Genomic DNA, 21309 nt, shown 5'->3' with positions numbered 1-21309 from the left:
TTGGTTAAGTGTTTAAACCGGTTAACTGATGATTTGCAAACTGCTTATTGGTTAACTCAATATTATCGTCATCCCGACTGAAGTGCAACAGAATGGAGAGATCTGCATCGACAAAAACCATTAATTTTCTTAGCAGATTAGTTAATTCAACTTGCCTTAAGCATATTTAGAGAATTGATATATAGCTGAAAGAATCAGTGCAAGAATGCCGATAATCAAAATTCTTTCACCATGCCCCCTATCTGAAGCGGCGTAACCAAAAACCCGTTCTCCATTTGGCAATGTTTTTTTATGAGTGCATAAATAAGCTCCGATTATGATGGCGATAAGCCCACCAATAATGGCCAGAGCATAGCCTGCTATAATTAGCAATTGCGTGTTTTTTTCTGGCTCAGATAATTTTTCAATTCTTTTTACTTTGAGTGTTTGAATCTGCTCAATATTAACTTCGACACCACGTTCCCTTAATATCTTTTGGGCTAGGAGAAAATCTAAACTGCTCCATTCATCCTGTCTTTCTATAATTTCCTTCAGTTCTTCATCACTGAAACCAAAAATGTAATAATCAGGATCAACATCTGCCAGATCTTTTTCCGCCAGTTGTAGCAGCAAACTGTTAGCTCGTTCAAAATCCTCAGGCTTTAACTTTATTCTAAAATCTTTATTGATTTCATTATTGGCAAACGAAACATCGAAATTTTCAGAAACATCTTCCAATCCACACTCAATCCCGTTTTCTCTAAAAGTTTCAGCTAGTGTTAAAGCTGCTACCCTATCATTAAATCTTTGGAAAGTTAAAAAATTAGTTGTCATAAGTATTTGGTTGAGCGTTCGCGTTAAGATACTAATTAAAATCTTTCCAATCCCAAACCACAACATTCCATTCTACACCACTACTATCGGTATAGGTGTAAATCACTTCAAATCCCACACGTTTATGTGCATTCATCGATCGAAGATTAATGCTCGCAATTTCAGTGATTGCAAAATCATATTCACCTTTAAAGTAGTCTTTATAAGCATGATAACATTGATCGAATAAGCCTCTACCCCGATAATCTTGCCCTATGCAAACTTGCCCAACCACGAGGTAATGATAATCGGAAACGGGTTTTCCCTGATACATAATATGATCGAAACTTTCGTACATTTCAACCAGTCTGGGGATATCATTTTTAGACTGCTCGGTCATTGCTAACACATAAGCTACAACCCTTTCACCATCTTTTGCAATAATGTTGGACACATATTGATGCATTTTCTCTAAATCTTCAAGCGAATGTGAAACGGTAACAAAGCCCTGTTCTTTTATTTGTTCAGGAGTTAGATCTTTTTTTAGGTTTTGTTTTTGGAGTTCAAGAATTCCTTCAAGTTCCTCCGTGTTAGAAGAATTGGTAATGGTAATCATTTCTGAATTGCAGATAACTTAGGCATCTATTGCAATAATAGTTAACGTTAGCAACAAAATGAAGCAAATTCCCGCTAAAATTAAAATCCTAGCGCCGTGTTGTCTATCTGTTAGTGAATAAGAAAACACTTTTTCACCTGTACTTAGTGTTCTCCTTTTCTTCATTAAATCCCAACCAATAACCAGCCCCAAAATGCCGCCGAAAATTGCAGTTATGTAACCAGTGTAAATATAATTGCGTGTAGAATTATCTGTTTTTTGAGAGTCGTTAGTTCGTATCATGCTTAAAAACAATGGGAATCATCAAATTTAATAGATTGATACAACTTTAAAGAATAAAATCTGCTTTCATCAATTTTTTAACATTTATATATTATTTACCTTTGCGCCATGTTTTTATATAATGTTACGCTCATCTTGGATGATGCAATAGCCGAAGAATGGTTACAATGGATGCAGGATGTACATATCCCCGAGGTTATGGCTACTGGGATGTTTGTTTCTAATCGTTTATTAAAGGTAATAGATTCGCCTAACGAAGGGGTAACTTATTGTACGCAATATGTAGCAGAAACACTCGAACAATACAATAAATACCAGGAAGAATTTGCTCCAGCCCTACAGGCAGATTTAAATGAAAGATATAAAAATCGCTTTGTAGCTTACCGTAGTTTGATGGAATTTATACCCCCAACCCTCTAAAGGAGGCTTGAAGCCAAGAAAAATATTAAGTCCCCCTTCAGGAGATTTAGGGGTTAAGCTTCTCATTATTCTTATGTCTGTCGGCATCACGGATGCTTTTTTTCTCGAGGTTCTTTTCTAAAGCATCGGTTAGGTTTATACCGGTCTGATTGGCTAAACAGATTAAAACAAACATCACATCGGCCATTTCATCGGCAAGGTTTACCGCTTCATCACTCTTTTTAAACGACTGTTCGCCGTATTTACGGGCCATAATACGGGCTACTTCCCCTACTTCTTCCATTAAAATAGCGGTATTGGTTAATTCATTAAAATAACGGATACCTGTGGTATTAATCCAGCGGTCTACCGTTTCCTGTGCTTCGTTAATGGTCATTTTTTTCTTCCTCTATTTCTGATTTTATAATGCTACTCACTTCGGGCTTGGCATCTTCGAGCAAAAACACACCTGCTCCTTCTTCCCGTGCATAGGGTGTTTTTATTTCTCCAATTTTGGTAATCTTGGCAAAATATGGCTGCTCTCTCTTTCTTTGCGGATCCTCGTCCCTCCAGCCGGTTACCATAATTAAACTTTTGATCGGTTTGTCCATTTTAAACCAATACAAATAATCAGCGTTGTACGATACTGCGTTTATATTTTTGTATTTCGAATAATAGTTGATTGCCCCGGCTTGTCCATAATTATCGGCACGAATCAACAGGGTAGATTTATCTTTAACCTTTCCGTAAGCAACATCAACAATTGCTGCCAACTCTTTCCAGCCCTGCATATCGGCATAATCCTGTGGCAACTGGTGATTCTTACCATCTTCCCAACGCAATGCCCCCACCCGCTCAAACCTTTTATGGTGGGCAATAATTTCATCAGGACTATAAAATGGCATCAAAAGCGGCAACAGATAAATAAATGAACCAATATTAAAAGCAAACAGCAACCCTGTTAATATATATATCTTTGCTAAAACCCGGCTTAAATAAACAGCTCCAAAAGCCAGTACAATTGGATATAAGCCCAGGGCGTAATAATCTTTTGCTTTAAAATAGCTAAATACGATTAGGGTAATGAGGTAGGTAATAATAATCCAGTTGTATTTCCTGAAATCTTTATAAAAAATCAAACTACCAATCCCAGCCAAGAGAACAAATATCGAACTGATAAAAAAGAGAAACTGCCCAATAAAAAAATCGGTCCGGTTTACATGTACCAATTGTGTAGTCTGCAGGGCTTTCATATGGGTAAGTACCGGAAAGTGATGGTTAATCTGCCAGATTACATTGGGCGAAATAATTATAATCACCAACAAAACAGCCAGATAAAGGTGTTTATCAGCAAATATTTTTCGGTTTGGTGTAATCATTACGGCCGGTAACAAACCGATAATCAAAAAAAGGATATTATACTTATTTAAAAAGCCAAAACCTACAAAAATGGCAAAAGCATAAAGGTATTTGGCTTCGTTTTTATCAAAATATTTTAACAGATAATAAAAAATGGCTGTCCAGGCTAAAACATCAAAAGAATTGGGCTGGTAGAGTGTATTTAACCTAAGCAGAGAAGAACAAATACAAGCTACCGCAACCAGGCATTTGGCCAGTAGGTTCCCTTTTAAAAAATCGACAATTTTCCAACAGTATAATATCGTAATTGCTCCAATTAATGCCGGAACAAGTTTTACCATAAAAACACCGTTACCGAAAGCCTTAATCAGCCATGAAAATAGCGAGGTTAAAGGTGGAACAGAGGTAAAGCCCGCAGCCAGGTGGTTAGCCTGATCTAAATGCAGAAATTCGTCGCGGTGTAATTCATAAACTGAATTAACCAATACAAAAGATAAAACTACTTTTAAGATCAGAAAAAATACCAGGTAAGCATATTCGGTTAACCTGCTCAGATTTTTATCCTTCATATTAGTTATTGCAAATTTTATTGAAATAGATCAGTTATGAATTTTGACAGCTTTTAATCAAATAAGTTACGCTGTACTTTTAATTTTAACTATTCCTTATCTTTTGTATCAATCAATATCGTAACCGGCCCATCGTTTAGTAGTGCAATTTTCATATCAGCTCCAAAAATTCCGGTTTTTACTTTTTTACCTAATAAAGCCGATAGCTTTTCGATCATTTTTTCGTAAAGCGGAATGGCCACATCCGGTCGTGCAGCCCTTATAAAACCCGGGCGGTTTCCCTTTTTTGTAGATGCAAATAAGGTAAACTGACTAATCAGTAAGATATCGCCTCCAACATCAGCAAGTGCTTTATTCATCATCCCGTTTTCATCACCAAAAACACGCATACCGATAATTTTCTGCGCCAGCCAATCCAGATCTTCCTGTGTATCTGCATCTTCAATACCCAATAACACCAAAAATCCATTTTCGATTGCCCCAGTTATTTCTCCATCAACTGTGCAATTTGCCTGTGTAACCCTTTGTAAAACTGCCCGCATTTTGTATACTTTTGCTCAATAAAATTGATATGCGCAAGATAGGTATTTTAGTGATTTCTGTATTTCTCTTCTTTGGCTGTAAACAAAAATCCGCCATAAATCCTACTTTTTATTATTGGAGAACAGATTATCAGAATAAAAAAGCAGAAACTGCTTATCTCGATCAGTTTAAATCAAAATCTTTATACGTACGGATAATGGATGTAGATTTTAACCCCGATCTTCAACTGCCTGTGCCCATTTCGCCAATTAAATTTTCGGATCCTATACCTAAACAAACCGATATTATACCGGTCGTATTTATTGTTAACCAGCTTTTTAATAAGATAGATACCACACAGACTATGGTGATGGCTGATCGCATTGCCAAATTTGTTGCCGCAAAGGTAAAACAGGCTGGGAAACAAAATTATTATGAACTTCAGATTGATTGTGATTGGACAAAAAGCACACGAAACAGGTATTTCAAATTTCTTGAACAATTAAAGGCCAATGCACTTCTAAAGGGTAAAACGATATCGGTAACGCTCCGTCTGCATCAGGTTAAAAATATTGTATCAAGCGGTGTACCACCAGCAGAAAAAGCGATATTAATGTGTTATAATATGGGCAACCTGCGTAAATATGGCGAGCAGAACTCTATATTGGACCAGCACGAAATGGATCTTTACCTAAAAGATTACCTTGAGCAATATCCCTTGCCACTTGATGTTGCCTTACCCATTTTTGAATGGGCAGTGGTATTCAGGAACGGGCAATATGCAGGTATTTCCAAACGGATCGGCAAAACAGAGATTGAGGATAAAAAGCTTTTCAAACAGCGGGAAAATTCCATCCTTTACAATCTACTTATAGATTATCCTGCCGCGGGGTTAAAACAGGGCGACGTGGTAAGATGGGAACAGGTTTCTTCAAAAGATTTACTTGCCACCTCTAAATTTTTATCCCGATATTTAGCCCACAGAGACCGGAATCTTATTTTCTACCATTTAGACACCGACCTATTAAAACACTTTACCTATGACGACGTTCAAAAAATTATCGCTAATTTTTAGTGTATTCCTGATTACTTTTTTCGGCGAGATTGCTGTAAATCTTGCCTGTGGAGGTGAGATAGATCCCTATGATTATTATGTTTCTTATTTCCACAACAATATTGAAGGTGATGAATATTCGCCATTTGCCTACAACCAGATGGCTTACCTCAACAGTGAGACGGATATAGAAAGTGAGCCCGATATCAACAGTAATGAATGGGCAAAATACCTCAATGTTAAAAAAGAGGATGTGCTAAAAGTAATGTACAAAACAGACAGTGCCACTGATGTAAAACTGGTAAATTTTGACGGCAACATTTCACAATTACCCGATAGCTTACAACAAAACAGTTTTATCCAGGCTTTGGGTAAACGTAAAGCATCTTTAAAATACTATCAATTCGCCAAAAGCTGCGAACCTTTAGCCAATGTAGATTTCAGTCTTTGGGACCCAAAACCACGCGATACCACAACGATGGAATCAAAGGCAAAAGAAGCCTTAAGATTAACGGAAGCTGAAAAAGATGATTTCCTTAAACTCCGTTATGCATATCAATCAGAACGGATGTTCCATTTTGCAGGCAACCATACTGAAAGTAAATCAACTTACGAGAAGTACATTAAAACCAGCAGGTTAAACAGTTCTGTTAAGGGTTGGGCTTTGGCACTCTATGCCGGATCAACCCGCCGGTTGGGCAACCCTGAAGAATCGGCCTTTTTATTCTCCAAGGTTTTTGCAGGTAATCCTGAGCGAAGAGTACAGGCCTATAAAAATTATTACTATACCAGCTCGCCCGTTAATGGTGCATTAAAATATGCAAAAACCAATAACGAGAAAGCCAATATATGGGCCATAAACGGATTTGGCAATGCCGATTCGGGTATAGAAAGCTTAAATAAAGTTTACCAGTACGAACCCAAAAGCCAGCTCAACGGTACACTATTGGTGCGCGAAGTAAATAAATTAGAGCAAGATCTTATCGAAGCAAATGACATAGCCAAAATTGGTTATAATTATTACTTTTCGGATAACGGCAATCCTAAATATAAAGACAGTTTAAAAAACATTAACTTAAAACACCTGAATGAAATCAGGAATTTTGCTGTAAAACTGGCTACTGAGAAGAAATATCCACAACCTGAACTGGGTACGTTAACTGCAGCTTATTTATCATGGATGGAGAATAAAGATTTCTTGGCCACCAATTACCTGGCCATATTAAAGCCCGATAAATTACCAGAAAGATTACGCGACCAATACCGCATTACCGATTTATTGATCAAGGCAAAAAACATCAAAAAAGGCAATCCGTTTAATGAAAACGATTTATTGCCAACCTTAAAATGGCTTGATGAAAAACGTTTCGCTGAAAACAGTAACCAACCGAATGGTCCCTATTATTATGATGCCGATCGTGCCAGTAAACGATTTAGCAGAACTACCAGAAACTTTTATCAGCAGATATTAGCTCCAGCTTATTTGAATATGGGCGATACGGCAAAAGCAGCTTTAGCAATGGTTAAAGGCGACCTGGAATACAAAACGTTAAAAGAGAATTCGCTTTTCCAGAATATGAGTTACCAAAGCATCGCTTTTTGGCAGAACTACTTGAGTCCGAAAAGTATGCAGGACTTAGCGGTTTATAAAACAAAAGCAACAGGCAATGATGTCTCCGCTTTGTTGGCTTCGGCTTTAAACCAACTCAAAAACGATGATTTTTACGAGCTTTTTGGTACAACTTATTTGCGTACACACCAATACAATAAGGCTGTTCAAATGTTCGCAAAGGTTTCGGCAAGCTACAAATACTTCAATCCAGAGAATTGGTACGGAGATGAATCCAATGCAAAACTTTATGCTAATCCCTTTATCGAAACGATAAATGACTATCCAAAAAAATATGTAACTGCTAAAGCATCAATTACCAAAAAGGCTTTTGCAGCAGAAATGCTCCGTTTGCAGAAATTATCCATTAGTGATAAAAAGAATGCAGCGCTTTATTATTATAAAATGGCCAACGCTGTTTATCAAACAGGTTATTTTGGCAACAGTTGGTTCCTGATCAGCTACGATTGGTCATCTTACGACAATAGTAACCCGGCAAAATATGTATACGATGGCGATTATAAAAAAGCGCAAACGGCAAAAGCCTGGTATTTAAAAGCCAGGGCATTAAGCACTAATGCTGATTTTAAGGCAAAATGTACTTTTATGCTGGCTAAATGTTTGCAGAAACAGATCATCATGAATGCTAACCCGCTATCGTTTTATTACTACGATAAAAAAGATGTGAAATGGAGAAACTTCATCAAGGCTAATTATAACAATCCTTATCTTAAAGAGTTAAGATTTAATTACGCAAAAACGCCTTTTTATGCCGTTGCAGCAGGTGAATGTAGTTATCTAGGAGATTTTATTAAACCTAGAACGCAATAAGCACATTTAACCATTAAGAAGTTAAGGACCATGCGATAAAACCTTAATGTCCTTAACTCCTTAATGGTAAAAACATAAAACAGTGAAACTTTACAGCACAACACTTATCTAATTTAATAGGTTTCTCGACTTCGTTGCTCTTCGCTCGAAATGAGGAACTTATAGTATTGAGTTAACCTTTATTATTTTATCCTAGCTTGCTTGGCTATTTTCCCTAAACCCTAAACCAAAGCCTACCACCTAATCAGCGCGCTTGCCCAGGTAAAGCCAGATCCGAATGCGGCAAGGCACACCAGATCACCATCTTTAATTTTGCCCGCCTCCCAGGCTTCGCATAAGGCAATAGGAACAGAAGCGGCCGTAGTATTGCCATATTTTTGGATATTATTAAAAACCTGGTCATCATTTAGGCCCAACAACTGTTGCACATACTGGCTGATACGCAAATTGGCCTGATGCGGCACCAACATATCAATATCTTTCTCCGTTAAATTATTTGCGGCTAAAGCTTCTTTAATTACTTCAGGAAATTTTACAACTGCCTTTTTAAAAACCGCGGGTCCATCCATATAGGGCAAAGCTGCGCCACTTTCTAAAATTTCAGGTGTCATAAACAAGCCACCCAATTCCTGCTCCGGATAGGCTGGTTTATCTTTTAACCATTTATTGGCATGGGAACCCGGATAGTACATCGCTAGAATTTCGGCATCGGCACCATCGCTATGTAAATGTGTGCTTAAAATCCCTTTACCGGCTTCGTCTGTCGGTTGTAATACAAGAGCACCGGCTCCATCGCCAAAAATCACCGATACATTACGGCTACGGGTTTCAAAATCCATGGCAAAAGAATGTTTTTCGCTTCCTACCACCAGCACATTTTTATACATGCCGGTTTTCACAAACTGATCGGCCACCGAAAGTGCGTAAACAAAACCAGAACATTGATTCCGGATATCTAAAGCACCGATCTCGCCCATGCCCATTTCTCGCTGTAGCAATACACCACATCCAGGGAAATAATAATCAGGGCTGAGCGTGGCAAAAACAATAAAATCGACATCCTTAGCTGTAATCCCTGCCCTTTCTATCGCAATTTTAGCGGCCTCGATACCCATTGTAGTGGTGGTTTCTTCATTCCGGTCGGCAAAACGACGTTCTTTAATACCCGTGCGCTCCTGAATCCAAGCATCGTTGGTATCCATAAAACGGCTTAAATCATCGTTGGTATATACATTTTTCGGAACGTAGTAACCTATTCCGGCTATTTTAGATTGGTGCATACTTGTATTTATTATTATTTGGTTAGCAAATGTATTAAAAGAGGCGGAAGAATATGTAAAATGTACGATGTAACGTGTAGTACGGACTTTATTTAATCAAAAATACAATCCACTGAACAATGAAATTATAAATCCAAGAGCAGATATTTAGATATAAGTCAGATTATCATCCATTTTACCTATTACATCTTACATAAAAATAGTTATTTTTGCATCATGTCTACAGAAACTAAAGAAGAGACCTTTACGCTCGAAGAAATTTTAACCTCCCTAAAAACCGTACATCGCCTTATTTTGTGGAATGACGATATCAATACTTTCGATCATGTGATTTACTGCATGATGAAATACCTCGATTATAACGAATCGCAAGCCGAAAAAATTGCCTGGAAAGTACATAATGATGGGAAATGTCCTGTTTTGGAAGGCTCATTTACCGAGATGGAAGTTTACCGTAAAATTTTACAGCAGGAAGGCCTGACTGTTTCTGTTGATTAAACTAGAGCAGTTTTTATTTTGTCCTAACGTTATGCTGTCCCGAAGATTCGGAATCAGCATCTATTTAAGAAGAAGACCCTGAAATAAATTACCTTCGGTGAGCTCGCTTAAAGCTCTGTTTACTGCGCAGCTTTCCGCTGTACTGCAGGTCAAGGGCGACGACCGTCTAAAACGAAACGATAAGATTATAACTCCAAGTCCTTCAAAAGTTCATTTAAGCCAGCCTGAGTAGTCTGTGTTTTATCTTTGGCATACCAGCCATGAAGTTTTTCTGCCAAAATTGGCATTTCAGTATTTTCTTTTCTCCACTCTTTTAAAAGTTCCTGCAAAATTTGTGGTCTTGGACCCCAAGTTCCTAAAACCTCATCTGCCGATTCATCTAACACAATTAAAACCGGAATAGCCCTTCCGCCATTGGTTAAATGTGCATCAATTAGCGGTAGATTTTTATCTCTAAGCACAAATTTCAGATCAATTTTACCTAATGAAGCAGTTGCGATTTTATTGAATATCGGAACAATCTGTGCAGCATCGCCACACCAACCTTCAGTAATCACCAAAAACTTATAATTTCCCTTAAGCTGGTTAATGGTTGAGATCAACTCATCGGTTAAACTAATCGTCTTATCTACACGATTCATTCTTTGCACATTCATTTTAGTATAGTGCAAGTCGTAAGTTACGTCACCAGTAGCCTTTCCCTCTAACAGAAGTTGATCAATCAATGCACGATAGGTTTGATAATCCATTCCTTGTTCGCTGAAAATTTCGCTGTAATTAACCATGATGTTTAAAATTATGTCGCAAAGGAAAGGAGAAATTCAATGAAAATAATCACGGATTTGCAAGAAAACACAAGCGGCTGATTGCTGTCAAAAACCACCAGGCGCTCATTTCTGACGCTATCTCGTTCGGTAAGAAACCAACCGATGGACAAAAGGCTTTATAGTGCGTGGAGACATGAACAATGGCGATAAACCCTTATTCGTGGTGTTAGATGTTACTATATAACACTCATGCTTAACTTTCTTTGGAGCGCAATAGTAGTACAAAACACCTGGTTTCTTCCCGTTTTACGCTTATACGCTTCGCTTCCTCATACCTAGCCGCTGCAGGGTAACGCTTCAACCGGGGCCAGGTGGCCAAACAGCATTCCATCTTTAGGGTTGCGAGGTGCAGAAACTCTTGTTTATAAACCAGATTGAGCGGAATAGCCCGCAGCGCAGCGAGGACTATAAGCGAAAGCGGGGCTACACACCGCCAAGAACCACTGAAACCTCATTTCCAAATTCTATTTTGGCCGGTGAAACACCAACCGATAGGCAAAAGGTTTTATAGTATGTGGAAACAGGAACCATGACGATAGGGATAACCCCTTATTCGTGGTGTTAGATGTTACCATATAACACTCATACATAACTTTCTTTGGAGCGCAATAGTAGTACAAAACACTCGGTTTCTTCCCGTTTTACGCTTATACGCTTCCTCGTGCCTCGTTGCTGCAGGTAACGCTTCAACCGGGGCCAGGTGGCCAAACAGCATTCCATCTTTAGGGTTGCGAGGTGCAGAAACCCTTGTTTATAAACCAGATTGAGCGGAATAGCCCGCAGCGCAGCGAGGACTATAAGCGAAAGCGGGGCTACACACCGCCAAGAACCACTGAAACCTCATTTCCAAATTCTATTTTGGCCGGTGAAACACCAACCGATAGAATAAACCTGCACCCGATGATGCTTCGTGCCTCAGCATGACAAAAAGATTGCTAAGCTTCCATCAACTTACTCACGTGCTTCGTTAAAGTCACGAAATCGGCCACGGTTAACTGTTCTGCACGTTTTTCAAAGTAGATATGATGGTCCATTTTATCTTTAGGCATTACTGCAGAAACCGCATTGCGTAAGGTCTTTCTCCTCTGGTTAAAACCTGCCTTAACCACCCGCCAAAATAATTTTTCATCGCAATCTAAAGTCTCCACTTCATTTCTGGTTAAACGGATTACTGCCGAGTGTACTTTTGGTGGTGGGTTAAATGTACCCGGTTTAACCGTAAACAGGTATTCAATTTTATAATAGGCCTGAAGAAACACACTCAAAATTCCGTACTCTTTGTTCCCAGCGGGTGCTGCGCAACGTTGGGCAACTTCTTTCTGAAACATCCCCACCATTTCTACAACCTTGTGGCGGTTATCTAAAATCTTAAATAAAATCTGTGATGAGATATTGTATGGAAAATTACCAATAATGGCAAATTGTCCTGGAAAAATGCTGTCGAAATCGAGTTTTAAAAAATCGCCATTAATCAATCGATCGCCAAGTTGTGGGTATTTTTCATTCAAAAAATGGAAAGATTCGGTATCGATATCAATTAGATAAGTCGTTAAATCTTTACGCTGCAATAAAAAATCAGATAAGATTCCCATCCCCGGCCCCACCTCTAAAACCTGATTATATTTATCGGTATTCACCAAAGCCTCAACAATGCGGTTAGCGATGCCTTTATCGGTTAAAAAATGTTGCCCTAGATGTTTTTTTGCTTTTACTAAACTCATAACCCCAACCCCTTAAAGGAGCCATTAAAAAATAAAATTGTTAGCAAAGATAGGCTTATTATTTATTAGCAAATCACTTTGAATGCTTTGCGGTTTCATTTTTTTTAAAGGGTTTAAACGAAAATCAGTAATTTGCGCTAAAATTTTCAGGTAATTATGAGCAATAAACTTAAAATTGGCATCAGTATAGGCGACGTAAACGGCATAGGTTTAGAGGTAATCATTAAAACATTATCTAATCCTGCGATTTTAAATTATTGCACTCCAATTGTTTATGGCCATACCAAGGTTTCATCTTTTCATAGAAAAGCGAATAACCTGGGTGATTTCAGTTTTAATGTAGTTAGCCATGCTAACCAGGCACAGCCCAAAAGAGCAAACATGATCAACTGCTGGGAAGAAGATGTAAAAATCGAATTGGGTCAGGTTACTGCAACCGGAGGAAAGTATGCACTTTTATCACTAGAGCGTGCTACCGCCGACCTGGTAAATGGCGATATCGACGCCCTGGTTACTGCTCCGATTAACAAACATAACATTCAATCAGAAACCTTTGCTTTTCCTGGCCATACCGAGTATCTGCAAGAAAAAAGTGGAAGTAAAGATGTACTGATGTTTTTGATCAGCGAAAATTTACGTGTAGGTGTTGTAACAGGTCACATTCCTGTGAAAGACGTTCCAACAGCAATTACCAAAGAAAAAATTACCAGCAAATTAAAACTGATTAACGAAAGTTTAAAAAAAGACTTCTGGATCGAAAAACCAAAAATTGCTGTTCTGGGCCTAAATCCACACGCCAGCGATAATGGTTTATTGGGAACTGAAGAAGCAGAAATTATTACGCCAGCCATTCAGGAGGCTTATGATAAAGGCATTATTTGTTTTGGTCCATACCCTGCCGATGGCTTTTTCGGTAATGGTAGTTACAAACAGTTTGACGCGGTTTTGGCGATGTACCACGATCAGGGTTTAATTCCTTTTAAAACATTGGCTTTCCATAATGGCGTAAACTATACGGCTGGTTTAAACTTTGTACGTACCTCTCCGGATCATGGAACAGGTTACGATATTGCAGGTAAAGATTTAGCTGATCCGACTTCATTTACTGAAGCTTTGTTTTCGGCTATCCACATTGTAAAAAACCGCAGGGAGCAAGAAGAAATGTTGGGCAACCAGTTACGTACAGGTGGGAAAGTGGTTGAAACACAGTTTGATATTAAAGATGATGCTTCTTAAAAGGTGAAAGGTTAGCTGAAAGACCAAAGCCAAAAGGCGGAAGTCCGCAAGTCAGAGGTCCGAGGGCAGCGTGTAAAGACTAAACGCTAAGAAAAATCGTCATTTCGACCGTAGTGGAGAAATCTGTGAGGAAGTATATCCAAACTGTAAATTTTCCTTTATTTTCTTCTTTTCATTGCCAAATATGCACTCGAAAGCAACTGCGTTAACAATGATAAATTGCATTGGTTTTGCCATTACGATCATCAGCATCCAGGTGATTAATCTGTTAGCTAAGGAAATGAATTCGCATTATCTTTATATGGTTTTGGCTGTTGAACCTATTTTGGGTATTTTGGCATTGTTAAAAAGTGACTAAAGAAATGAAAAAAATAATCATTCTCTTCTTATGCTTAATAAACATCCCCGCAATTGCTTGTTCTTGTTATGAACTTACAACAAAAGAAGCCATTAGCAATGCACGGATCGTATTTAAGGGCAAGGTTATTTCAAAAGTTTTAACCCACGACCTGTCCGCTCTGAGCACCATTAAAACAAGCGATACCACAAATATCAATTATTTGATGACACAAAGGCTTTTAATGGCAGTGATAAAAATCAAGATAAATAAACGTTATAAAGGAAAAACAACGTCTGATACTGTAACCGTAATCACGCCGAACAATGGCGCCAGTTGCGGCTTTAACTTTATCATAGGGAACGAATATATTGTTTATGCAACCAATTACGACGCCACATTTAGGTCAAGCAAATTTGAGCGAAGATCAAAAGACATTAATACCTATTGGACAAATCTGTGTAGCAGAACCATGCTATCTGACCAATCAGAAGAAAATCAGATAAAAAAGATATTAAGAGAATAAAAATCAAATGGAACAACTACCACCAATTATAAAACCCGCAGAATTAACCTGGTTAAACCAAGACGATGAAATCGTAATTATCGACGCTAGTGCAGGCTCAAAAGCAAGATACGACGAGCAACATCTGGCCGGAGCCCTCTTTGCCGATGTAAATAACGATTTAGCCAACATTGGCGATTTTGCCATTGGCGGGAGGCATCCCTTGCCTACTTTCGAGCAATTTTCAATTGTTTTACAGAAACTCGGCATTACTAAAGATAGCCATGTGATTGTTTACGACGATAAAAACGGCGGTAACGCAGCTGCAAGGCTTTGGTGGATGCTAAAAGCCATCGGCCATAAAAAAGTACAGGTAATTGATGGAGGCTTTCAGGCGGCTGTTAAAGCAGGCTTCCCAACTACAGATAAAGTAGAAATACCAAAATCTGTTGAAAAATACGAAATCACTGCATGGAACTTACCGTTATCTAACATCGATGAAGTGGAAAAAGTTGCCAAAACCGACGATTACATGGTGATTGATGTGCGCGATGCCAACCGTTTTGCCGGCCTCACCGAGCCTATCGATTTAATTGCAGGTCATATTCCGGGAGCGGCAAATATTCCATATACCGAAAATCTAGATGCTACGGGCGCTTTCTTGGCTCCAGAAACATTGAAAGAAAAATATGTAGAAGCCCTGGCGCATGTGAAGCCAGATAATGTTATTGTTCATTGTGGATCAGGTATTACAGCCTGCCATACCCTTTTGGCTATGGATTATGCAGGTTTGCCCATCCCTAAACTTTATATTGGCTCGTGGAGCGAATGGAGCAGGAATAATAAAGAAATGGTGTTGGCTAGCTAGTCTTATACAGGCCATACAGGTTTTAAAAATCTGTATGGCCTAAAAATCAAGAGCTAACATCAACAATTTTTAAAAAACATTTTTAATCTAATTATTTTATCCCTACATTTGCAGGCTAAAATTTTACAGTACTTTGAACCCACTAAAACAATTTTCATTACCGTTTACCGGATTAAAATTGGGAACTCATCAGTTTGATTATGAGCTTGATGATCGCTTTTTTAACGCATTTGAGTATTCGTTAATTAAAAGCGGGAATTTAAAAGTAGACCTGGAACTTGAGAAACAAGAGACCATGTTGCTTCTAAAATTCAAAGTTATAGGTACAGTTAATTTAGATTGCGACAAATGTTTATCTGAGTTTCCGTTGCCTATAAATCTTTATGAAAGGCAGATTGTAAAATTTGCTGAAGATGAACTGGAGAGCGATGATGAAGAAATTATTTCGCTAAGCCGTAAAGATACCGAGATTGATATATCTGGTCCTTTATACGAAATGATTAACGTAGCGGTACCTTATATCAAAAACTGCGATCAGGCAGGTAAAGATTGCGATCAGGAAATGATTGATCGTTTAAATCAGTTATCGATTGAAAAGCAGGCTGAAGAAAATGAACAAACAAGCGACCCACGTTGGGAAGCCCTTAATAAGTTAAAAAAATAATTAGATTATACACCAATGGCACATCCAAAACGGAAAATCTCGAAACAGAGAAAAAATAAAAGAAGAACGCACTATAAAGCTGTTACTCCTTCTTTAGCAACATGCTCGGCAACAGGTGCTATTCACGTACCTCACCGTGCTTATAACGTTGATGGTAACTTATACTACAACGGCAAACTGGTTATCGAAAATACTCAGATAGGGTAATTTTCTTAAAAAATTGTTTGTGTTTTCAGCGGCTTTAGTCATACCTTAGTCAACTGAAAAATTCAGGATTACACCTGACTTAACACAAACAGATTTTTTCTATGAAAATAGGCCTCGACATAATGGGCGGAGACTATGCTCCCAAAGCAATTGTTTTGGGAGCAATAGCTGCTCATCAATCGCTTAACGCTGGAGAGCATTTAGTTCTTATTGGCGATACTGAACAGATTAAACCCATTCTTGCAGAAGAAGGTTTTAATCCAGATCATTTTGAATACGTTCATACTGATGAAGTTATTGGTATGGGCGAACATCCCACCAAAGCAATCGTTCAGAAACCAAACTCGAGCATAGCTGTTGGTTTCAACCTTTTAAAAGAAGGTAAAATCGATTCTTTCGCAAGTGCTGGTAACTCTGGAGCCATGTTGGTTGGCGCAGTCTTTAGCGTTAAAACCATTCCGGGCATTATCCGCCCTTGTTTATGTACAATTCTTCCAAAAATTAAAGGTGGTACTGGCTTACTGTTAGATGTAGGTGCAAATGCCGACTGTAAACCCGATATTTTATTACAATTTGGCGTTTTAGGCAGTTTATATGCAGAAAATCTTTTGCAGATCAACGATCCGAAAGTTGCCCTGATGAATATTGGTGAGGAAGATGAGAAAGGAAATATGCTAAGCATGGCTACTTTCCCGTTAATGAAAGAAACCAGCCTCTTCAACTTTGTTGGAAATGTGGAAGGAAGAGATTTGTTTAACGATAAAGCCGATGTAATTGTGTGCGATGGTTTTACCGGAAATGTAATGCTAAAATTAGCAGAATCGTTTTACGTGCTTACCATCAAAAAGGGGCTTAAAGATGAGTTCTTTGATCGTTTTAATTACGAGCAGTACGGTGGAAGCCCGGTTCTAGGTGTTAACGCCCCTGTTGTTATCGGACATGGAATTTCAAGTCCGCTAGCTGTTAAAAATATGGTTCTACAATCCAGAGAAATGATCACTACGGGATTGGTAGAAAAAATTAGAATGGCATTTAAATAATTTATTAAAATTCTTAAAATGAGTAAAATTCACGCTGCTATTACAGCAGTAAATGGTTACGTTCCCGACTATGTGCTTACAAACGCAGAGTTAGAAACCATGGTTGATACTTCGGATGAATGGATTACCAGCAGAACGGGAATTAAAGAACGTAGAATTTTAAAGGGTGAAGGTTTAGGTACTTCCGATATGGCTGTTCATGCTGTAAACGGTTTACTTAAAAAGAGAGGAATTGATGCAAAAGAAATTGAACTGATTATCTTTTGCACCACTACTCCAGATTTCACTTTCCCTGCAACTGCTAACGTTTTAGCTGATAAAATTGGTGCTACAAATGCCTGGGGTTACGATTTACAGGCCGCTTGTTCTGGCTTTATTTTCGGACTTTCTACAGGAGCATCATTCATTGAAGCAGGAAGGCATAAAAAAGTTTTAGTGGTTGGCGGCGATAAAATGTCGTCGATTATCAACTACGAAGACCGTACAACCTGTATCATTTTTGGTGATGGTTGTGGTTGTGCCTTATTAGAACCAAATGAAGAAGGTTTTGGCATTCAGGATTCCATCTTAAGAACAGATGGTTCAGGAAGAGATTTCTTAGGAATGAAAGCTGGTGGTTCAGTTAAACCTGCAACCCACGAAACCATTGATGCAAGAGAGCATTTTGCACACCAGGAAGGACCAACAGTATTCAAATTTGCCGTAACCAATATGGCAGATGTTGCTGCCGAAATTATGGAACGCAACAGCTTAACCGCTGATGATGTTGCATGGTTGGTACCACACCAGGCCAACAAACGCATCATCGATGCCACCGCAAACCGCATGGGGGTTACAACCGATAAGGTAATGATCAACATTGAACGTTACGGAAATACAACCAACGGAACCATTCCTTTATGTTTATGGGAGTGGGAAAGCAGGCTGAAAAAAGGCGATAACATCGTTTTAGCTGCATTCGGTGGCGGCTTTACCTGGGGTTCGGTATACCTTAAATGGGCTTACGACTCTGAGTAATTGAGTTGAACGCCTGGAATTGGGAGTTAATCAGCTGCTCGATAAAGCATCATAGCCATTAAACCATCAACCTTAAGCGGTTACAAAGAAAAATAAAACAAAAAAAGTATAACTTAGTTAATTCAATAAACACTATTTTTTACATAAAAGCCTAAAAAATGGATATCAAACAAATACAGGAACTGATTAAATTTGTTTCTCGTTCTGGAGTAAATGAAGTTGCTATTGAGCAAGAAAATTTCAAAATCACGATCAAAACAAACCAAGCACCAACAGTTGTGCATGCTACCGTACCACAGGCTCCGCTTGTACAGGCTGCTGCCCCTGTTGCCACAGCTCCTACTGCTCCAAATGCAGCAACACCTGCTGTACCAGTTGCAGAAGACACTTCAAAATACATTACAATTAAATCGCCAATGATCGGTACTTTCTATCGTTCAGCTAGTCCAGAAAAACCAATGTTTGTTAATGTTGGCGATGAGATTAGCACAGGTAAAGTAGTTTGTATTATCGAGGCGATGAAACTTTTCAACGAGATTGAAAGTGAAGTTTCAGGCCGTATCGTGAAAATATTGGTTGATAATGCATCGCCCGTAGAATACGACCAACCGTTATTTTTAGTAGAACCTATTTAAAGATTGACGTCACCCTGAATTTATTTCAGGGTCTTCTTTTTAAATGGATGCTGAAATGAATTCAGCATGACGATTATTTTAAAACAGAGACGAAACGTAAAAAATTATGTTTAAAAAAATACTAATTGCCAACAGGGGTGAAATCGCTTTGCGTATTATCCGTACCTGTAAGGAAATGGGCATCAAAACGGTTGCTGTTTACTCTACCGCAGATCGAGAGAGTTTACACGTACGTTTTGCTGATGAGGCTGTTTGTATTGGCCCCCCACCTAGTAAAGATTCTTATTTAAATATCCCAAATATTATCTCGGCTGCAGAATTAACTAACGCCGATGCCATACACCCAGGTTATGGTTTCTTATCAGAAAATGCTAAGTTTTCTAACATTTGCCGAGAGTATAACATCAAATTTATTGGTGCTACCCCAGAGCAGATTAATGGCATGGGCGATAAAGCTTCTGCAAAAGAGACCATGAAAATTGCGGGTGTTCCAACCATCCCAGGATCTGAGGGCTTACTTACCAGCGTTAAAGAAGGTATTAAAATTGCCAATGAAATGGGCTACCCAGTTATCTTAAAGGCTACTGCCGGCGGTGGTGGACGTGGTATGCGTGTAGTTTGGAAAGATGAAGATTTCGAAAATGCCTGGGATAGTGCACGTCAGGAATCTGGCGCAGCATTTGGTAACGATGGCTTATATTTAGAAAAATACATTGAAGATCCACGCCACATTGAAATCCAGATTATCGGAGATCAGTTTGGCAAAGCCTGCCACTTATCAGAACGCGATTGTTCTATTCAACGCCGTCACCAGAAATTGGTAGAAGAATCTCCTTCTCCTTTCATGACTGACGAACTGCGCCAGAGAATGGGTGAAGCAGCAATTAAAGGAGCAATGGCTGTAAATTATGAAGGAGCGGGTACTATCGAATTTTTGGTTGATAAACACCGTAACTTCTACTTTATGGAAATGAATACCCGTATCCAGGTAGAGCACCCGGTTACCGAAGAGGTGATCAATTTCGATTTAATAAAAGAACAGATTAAAGTGGCTGCCGGAATCCCGATTTCAGGTAAAAACTATACACCTGAGATGCATGCTATTGAGTGCCGCATCAATGCAGAAGATCCGGCAAATAACTTCCGTCCTTCTCCAGGTAAAATCACTAATTTCCACTCTCCGGGTGGCCATGGTGTTCGTGTAGATACGCATGTGTATGCAGGATATTCGATTCCTTCTAACTACGATTCAATGATCGCTAAGTTGATCTGTGTAGCGCAGACACGCGAAGAAGCCATCTGTACGATGGAACGTGCGTTGAGCGAATTCGTAATTGAAGGTATTAAAACCACTATTCCTTTCCATTTACAATTGATGAAAGATCCTAACTTCAGGGCTGGAAACTTCACTACTAAATTTATGGAAACATTTGAATTTTCGGAATAATATAAACTATTTCTATATTTAACACGTAAATACCATTCTATTCAAATAGAATGGTATTTTTGTTTTCAACATGAGCGACACTAAAAAAACTTCACTTACAAAAGCTATCGGGCAAAGGAGCACCACTTTAGAGGCAGAAATGTCTTTTTTCGATCATCTGGATGTTCTCCGTAAACATTTAATCAGAGCCGTAATTGCCATTGCCGTTTTTACGGGTATCGCTTTTTACTTCAATGAGGAGATTCTGGATAAAATAATTTTTGGCCCGAAAAAACCAGATTTCTGGACATATCGTATGATGTGTAAACTTGTAGAACACTTTCCATCACTGGGCAAAGACATGTGTATTACCAAAATCAATGGCGAAATCATCAACACCGAGATGGCTGGCCAGTTTAACCTACAGTTAAATGTTTGCGTAATGTGCGGTATTGTGGTTGGTTTTCCTTATTTATTGTGGGAGATCTGGCGTTTCGTTAAACCAGCCCTGCATGAAAATGAGCGTAAATCGGCAAGTGGATTTGTATTTTCTGCCTCTGTTTTATTTATTATAGGTATCCTATTCGGTTATTTTATTGTTTGTGCTTTATCTATTAACTTTTTAACAGGTTACACAGTTAGTGCCGAGATTAAAAACACATTTACAATTGATTCATATGTATCTTCAGTTGCCACATTAACTTTAGGCACAGGCATAATTTTCGAACTTCCGATTATTATTTTCATCTTATCAAAACTCGGATTAATGACCCCGAAACTGATGAGACAGAGCAGAAGGTATGCAACCGTAATTATTTTAATTATAGCGGCAATTGTAACACCAACACCTGATATCTTAACAATGCTAACAGTAGCTACGCCATTGTTCTTGCTTTATGAGCTGAGCATTTTTGTATCAGCCTATATAGAAAAAAAGAAGAAAAAAGCTGAGGCTGCTTTCTACGCTAACTAACAAAAACATTACGAATACATTTTATAATTCTCTATAAATTTG

Annotated in this window: 24 protein-coding genes; 15 read left to right on the top strand and 9 right to left on the bottom strand. The window is 38.6% G+C overall.

Going from position 1 to position 21309, the window contains the following annotated elements; all coding sequences use genetic code 11:
* Nucleotides 1-156: 156 nt before the first annotated feature.
* From HDC90_RS08455 to HDC90_RS08445, 3 genes are read right to left on the bottom strand one after another with little or no spacing between them, the layout of a single operon-like run.
* On the bottom strand, nt 157-813 hold the full coding sequence (locus HDC90_RS08455) for a hypothetical protein (protein ID WP_184465528.1): 657 nt from the start codon (nt 811-813) through the stop codon (nt 157-159).
* A 31-nt stretch (nt 814-844) separates the two neighbouring features.
* Nucleotides 845-1408 carry a GNAT family N-acetyltransferase gene (locus tag HDC90_RS08450; protein WP_184465527.1) on the bottom strand — a complete coding sequence of 188 codons (564 nt, stop codon included), beginning with the start codon at nt 1406-1408 and terminating at the stop codon, nt 845-847.
* Nucleotides 1409-1426: 18 nt separating this feature from the next.
* Nucleotides 1427-1690, bottom strand: a complete 264-nt coding sequence (locus tag HDC90_RS08445; RefSeq protein WP_184465526.1) for a hypothetical protein — start codon at nt 1688-1690, stop codon at nt 1427-1429.
* Nucleotides 1691-1798: 108 nt separating this feature from the next.
* Between HDC90_RS08445 and HDC90_RS08440 the strand changes: the two genes are divergently transcribed.
* The gene (locus HDC90_RS08440; RefSeq protein ID WP_184465525.1) at nt 1799-2110 is read left to right on the top strand and encodes a DUF4286 family protein; all 312 of its coding nucleotides are present in this window, start codon (nt 1799-1801) and stop codon (nt 2108-2110) included.
* A 46-nt stretch (nt 2111-2156) separates the two neighbouring features.
* Here the strand turns inward: HDC90_RS08440 and HDC90_RS08435 are convergent, their stop codons facing one another.
* From HDC90_RS08435 to dtd, 3 genes are all read right to left on the bottom strand, one after another.
* Complete coding sequence (locus tag HDC90_RS08435) at nt 2157-2486, bottom strand: nucleotide pyrophosphohydrolase (protein ID WP_167297223.1); 330 nt, start codon at nt 2484-2486, stop codon at nt 2157-2159.
* Entirely contained in the window at nt 2476-4017 is a 1542-nt protein-coding gene (locus HDC90_RS08430; RefSeq protein WP_184465524.1) for a glycosyltransferase family 39 protein, read from the bottom strand. The genes HDC90_RS08435 and HDC90_RS08430 overlap by 11 nt, the downstream gene beginning before the upstream one ends.
* A gap of 89 nt (nt 4018-4106) precedes the next feature.
* Nucleotides 4107-4559, bottom strand: a complete 453-nt coding sequence (gene dtd, locus HDC90_RS08425; protein WP_184465523.1) for a D-aminoacyl-tRNA deacylase — start codon at nt 4557-4559, stop codon at nt 4107-4109.
* 29 nt (nt 4560-4588) lie between these two features.
* On the opposite strand from dtd, the gene HDC90_RS08420 reads away from it, so the two are divergent.
* Both HDC90_RS08420 and HDC90_RS08415 read left to right on the top strand, forming a co-directional pair.
* A complete protein-coding gene (locus tag HDC90_RS08420; protein ID WP_255497558.1) occupies nt 4589-5614 on the top strand; it encodes a hypothetical protein in 1026 nt (341 codons plus the stop codon).
* A complete protein-coding gene (locus tag HDC90_RS08415; RefSeq protein ID WP_184465521.1) occupies nt 5580-8033 on the top strand; it encodes a hypothetical protein in 2454 nt (817 codons plus the stop codon). The genes HDC90_RS08420 and HDC90_RS08415 overlap by 35 nt, the downstream gene beginning before the upstream one ends.
* 233 nt (nt 8034-8266) lie before the next feature.
* Here the strand turns inward: HDC90_RS08415 and HDC90_RS08410 are convergent, their stop codons facing one another.
* Nucleotides 8267-9313: a 3-oxoacyl-ACP synthase III family protein gene (locus tag HDC90_RS08410; protein WP_184465520.1), complete on the bottom strand. Its 1047-nt coding sequence runs from the start codon at nt 9311-9313 to the stop codon at nt 8267-8269.
* 216 nt (nt 9314-9529) lie between these two features.
* Here HDC90_RS08410 and HDC90_RS08405 point away from each other — a divergent pair, with 216 nt between their 5' ends.
* A complete protein-coding gene (locus HDC90_RS08405) occupies nt 9530-9811 on the top strand; it encodes an ATP-dependent Clp protease adaptor ClpS (protein ID WP_029274160.1) in 282 nt (93 codons plus the stop codon).
* Nucleotides 9812-9996: 185 nt separating this feature from the next.
* On the opposite strand, the gene HDC90_RS08400 is transcribed toward HDC90_RS08405, so the two are convergent.
* On the bottom strand, nt 9997-10596 hold the full coding sequence (locus HDC90_RS08400) for a thioredoxin family protein (protein WP_184465519.1): 600 nt from the start codon (nt 10594-10596) through the stop codon (nt 9997-9999).
* 977 nt (nt 10597-11573) lie between these two features.
* Nucleotides 11574-12359: a 16S rRNA (adenine(1518)-N(6)/adenine(1519)-N(6))-dimethyltransferase RsmA gene (gene rsmA, locus HDC90_RS08395; protein WP_184465518.1), complete on the bottom strand. Its 786-nt coding sequence runs from the start codon at nt 12357-12359 to the stop codon at nt 11574-11576.
* A gap of 156 nt (nt 12360-12515) precedes the next feature.
* On the opposite strand from rsmA, the gene pdxA reads away from it, so the two are divergent.
* From pdxA to tatC, 11 genes are all read left to right on the top strand, one after another.
* Nucleotides 12516-13595 carry a 4-hydroxythreonine-4-phosphate dehydrogenase PdxA gene (pdxA, locus tag HDC90_RS08390; protein ID WP_184465517.1) on the top strand — a complete coding sequence of 360 codons (1080 nt, stop codon included), beginning with the start codon at nt 12516-12518 and terminating at the stop codon, nt 13593-13595.
* 211 nt (nt 13596-13806) lie between these two features.
* Entirely contained in the window at nt 13807-13953 is a 147-nt protein-coding gene (locus tag HDC90_RS08385; RefSeq protein ID WP_184465516.1) for a hypothetical protein, read from the top strand.
* 4 nt (nt 13954-13957) lie between these two features.
* A complete protein-coding gene (locus HDC90_RS08380) occupies nt 13958-14458 on the top strand; it encodes a hypothetical protein (RefSeq protein WP_184465515.1) in 501 nt (166 codons plus the stop codon).
* A gap of 7 nt (nt 14459-14465) precedes the next feature.
* Nucleotides 14466-15305, top strand: coding sequence for a sulfurtransferase (locus HDC90_RS08375; protein ID WP_184465514.1), 840 nt, complete (start codon nt 14466-14468; stop codon nt 15303-15305).
* A 133-nt stretch (nt 15306-15438) separates the two neighbouring features.
* Nucleotides 15439-15969, top strand: coding sequence for a DUF177 domain-containing protein (locus tag HDC90_RS08370; RefSeq protein WP_184465513.1), 531 nt, complete (start codon nt 15439-15441; stop codon nt 15967-15969).
* 15 nt (nt 15970-15984) lie between these two features.
* Nucleotides 15985-16176 carry a 50S ribosomal protein L32 gene (gene rpmF / locus HDC90_RS08365; RefSeq protein ID WP_025143959.1) on the top strand — a complete coding sequence of 64 codons (192 nt, stop codon included), beginning with the start codon at nt 15985-15987 and terminating at the stop codon, nt 16174-16176.
* 101 nt (nt 16177-16277) lie between these two features.
* Complete coding sequence (gene plsX / locus HDC90_RS08360; RefSeq protein ID WP_184465512.1) at nt 16278-17216, top strand: phosphate acyltransferase PlsX; 939 nt, start codon at nt 16278-16280, stop codon at nt 17214-17216.
* A gap of 18 nt (nt 17217-17234) precedes the next feature.
* Complete coding sequence (locus HDC90_RS08355) at nt 17235-18233, top strand: beta-ketoacyl-ACP synthase III (protein WP_184465511.1); 999 nt, start codon at nt 17235-17237, stop codon at nt 18231-18233.
* Nucleotides 18234-18391: 158 nt separating this feature from the next.
* Nucleotides 18392-18868: an acetyl-CoA carboxylase biotin carboxyl carrier protein gene (gene accB, locus HDC90_RS08350; protein WP_167297237.1), complete on the top strand. Its 477-nt coding sequence runs from the start codon at nt 18392-18394 to the stop codon at nt 18866-18868.
* Between the two features lie 106 nt (nt 18869-18974).
* A complete protein-coding gene (accC, locus tag HDC90_RS08345) occupies nt 18975-20315 on the top strand; it encodes an acetyl-CoA carboxylase biotin carboxylase subunit (protein ID WP_184465510.1) in 1341 nt (446 codons plus the stop codon).
* A gap of 70 nt (nt 20316-20385) precedes the next feature.
* Complete coding sequence (gene tatC / locus HDC90_RS08340; RefSeq protein ID WP_184465509.1) at nt 20386-21267, top strand: twin-arginine translocase subunit TatC; 882 nt, start codon at nt 20386-20388, stop codon at nt 21265-21267.
* The last annotated feature ends 42 nt before the right edge of the window (nt 21268-21309 follow it).

The sequence above is a fragment of the Pedobacter sp. AK013 genome, from assembly GCF_014205835.1.
GTDB lineage: Bacteria > Bacteroidota > Bacteroidia > Sphingobacteriales > Sphingobacteriaceae > Pedobacter.
The sequence above is the reverse complement of the archived record's forward strand: the minus strand, read 5'-3'. Positions and strand labels throughout refer to the sequence as shown.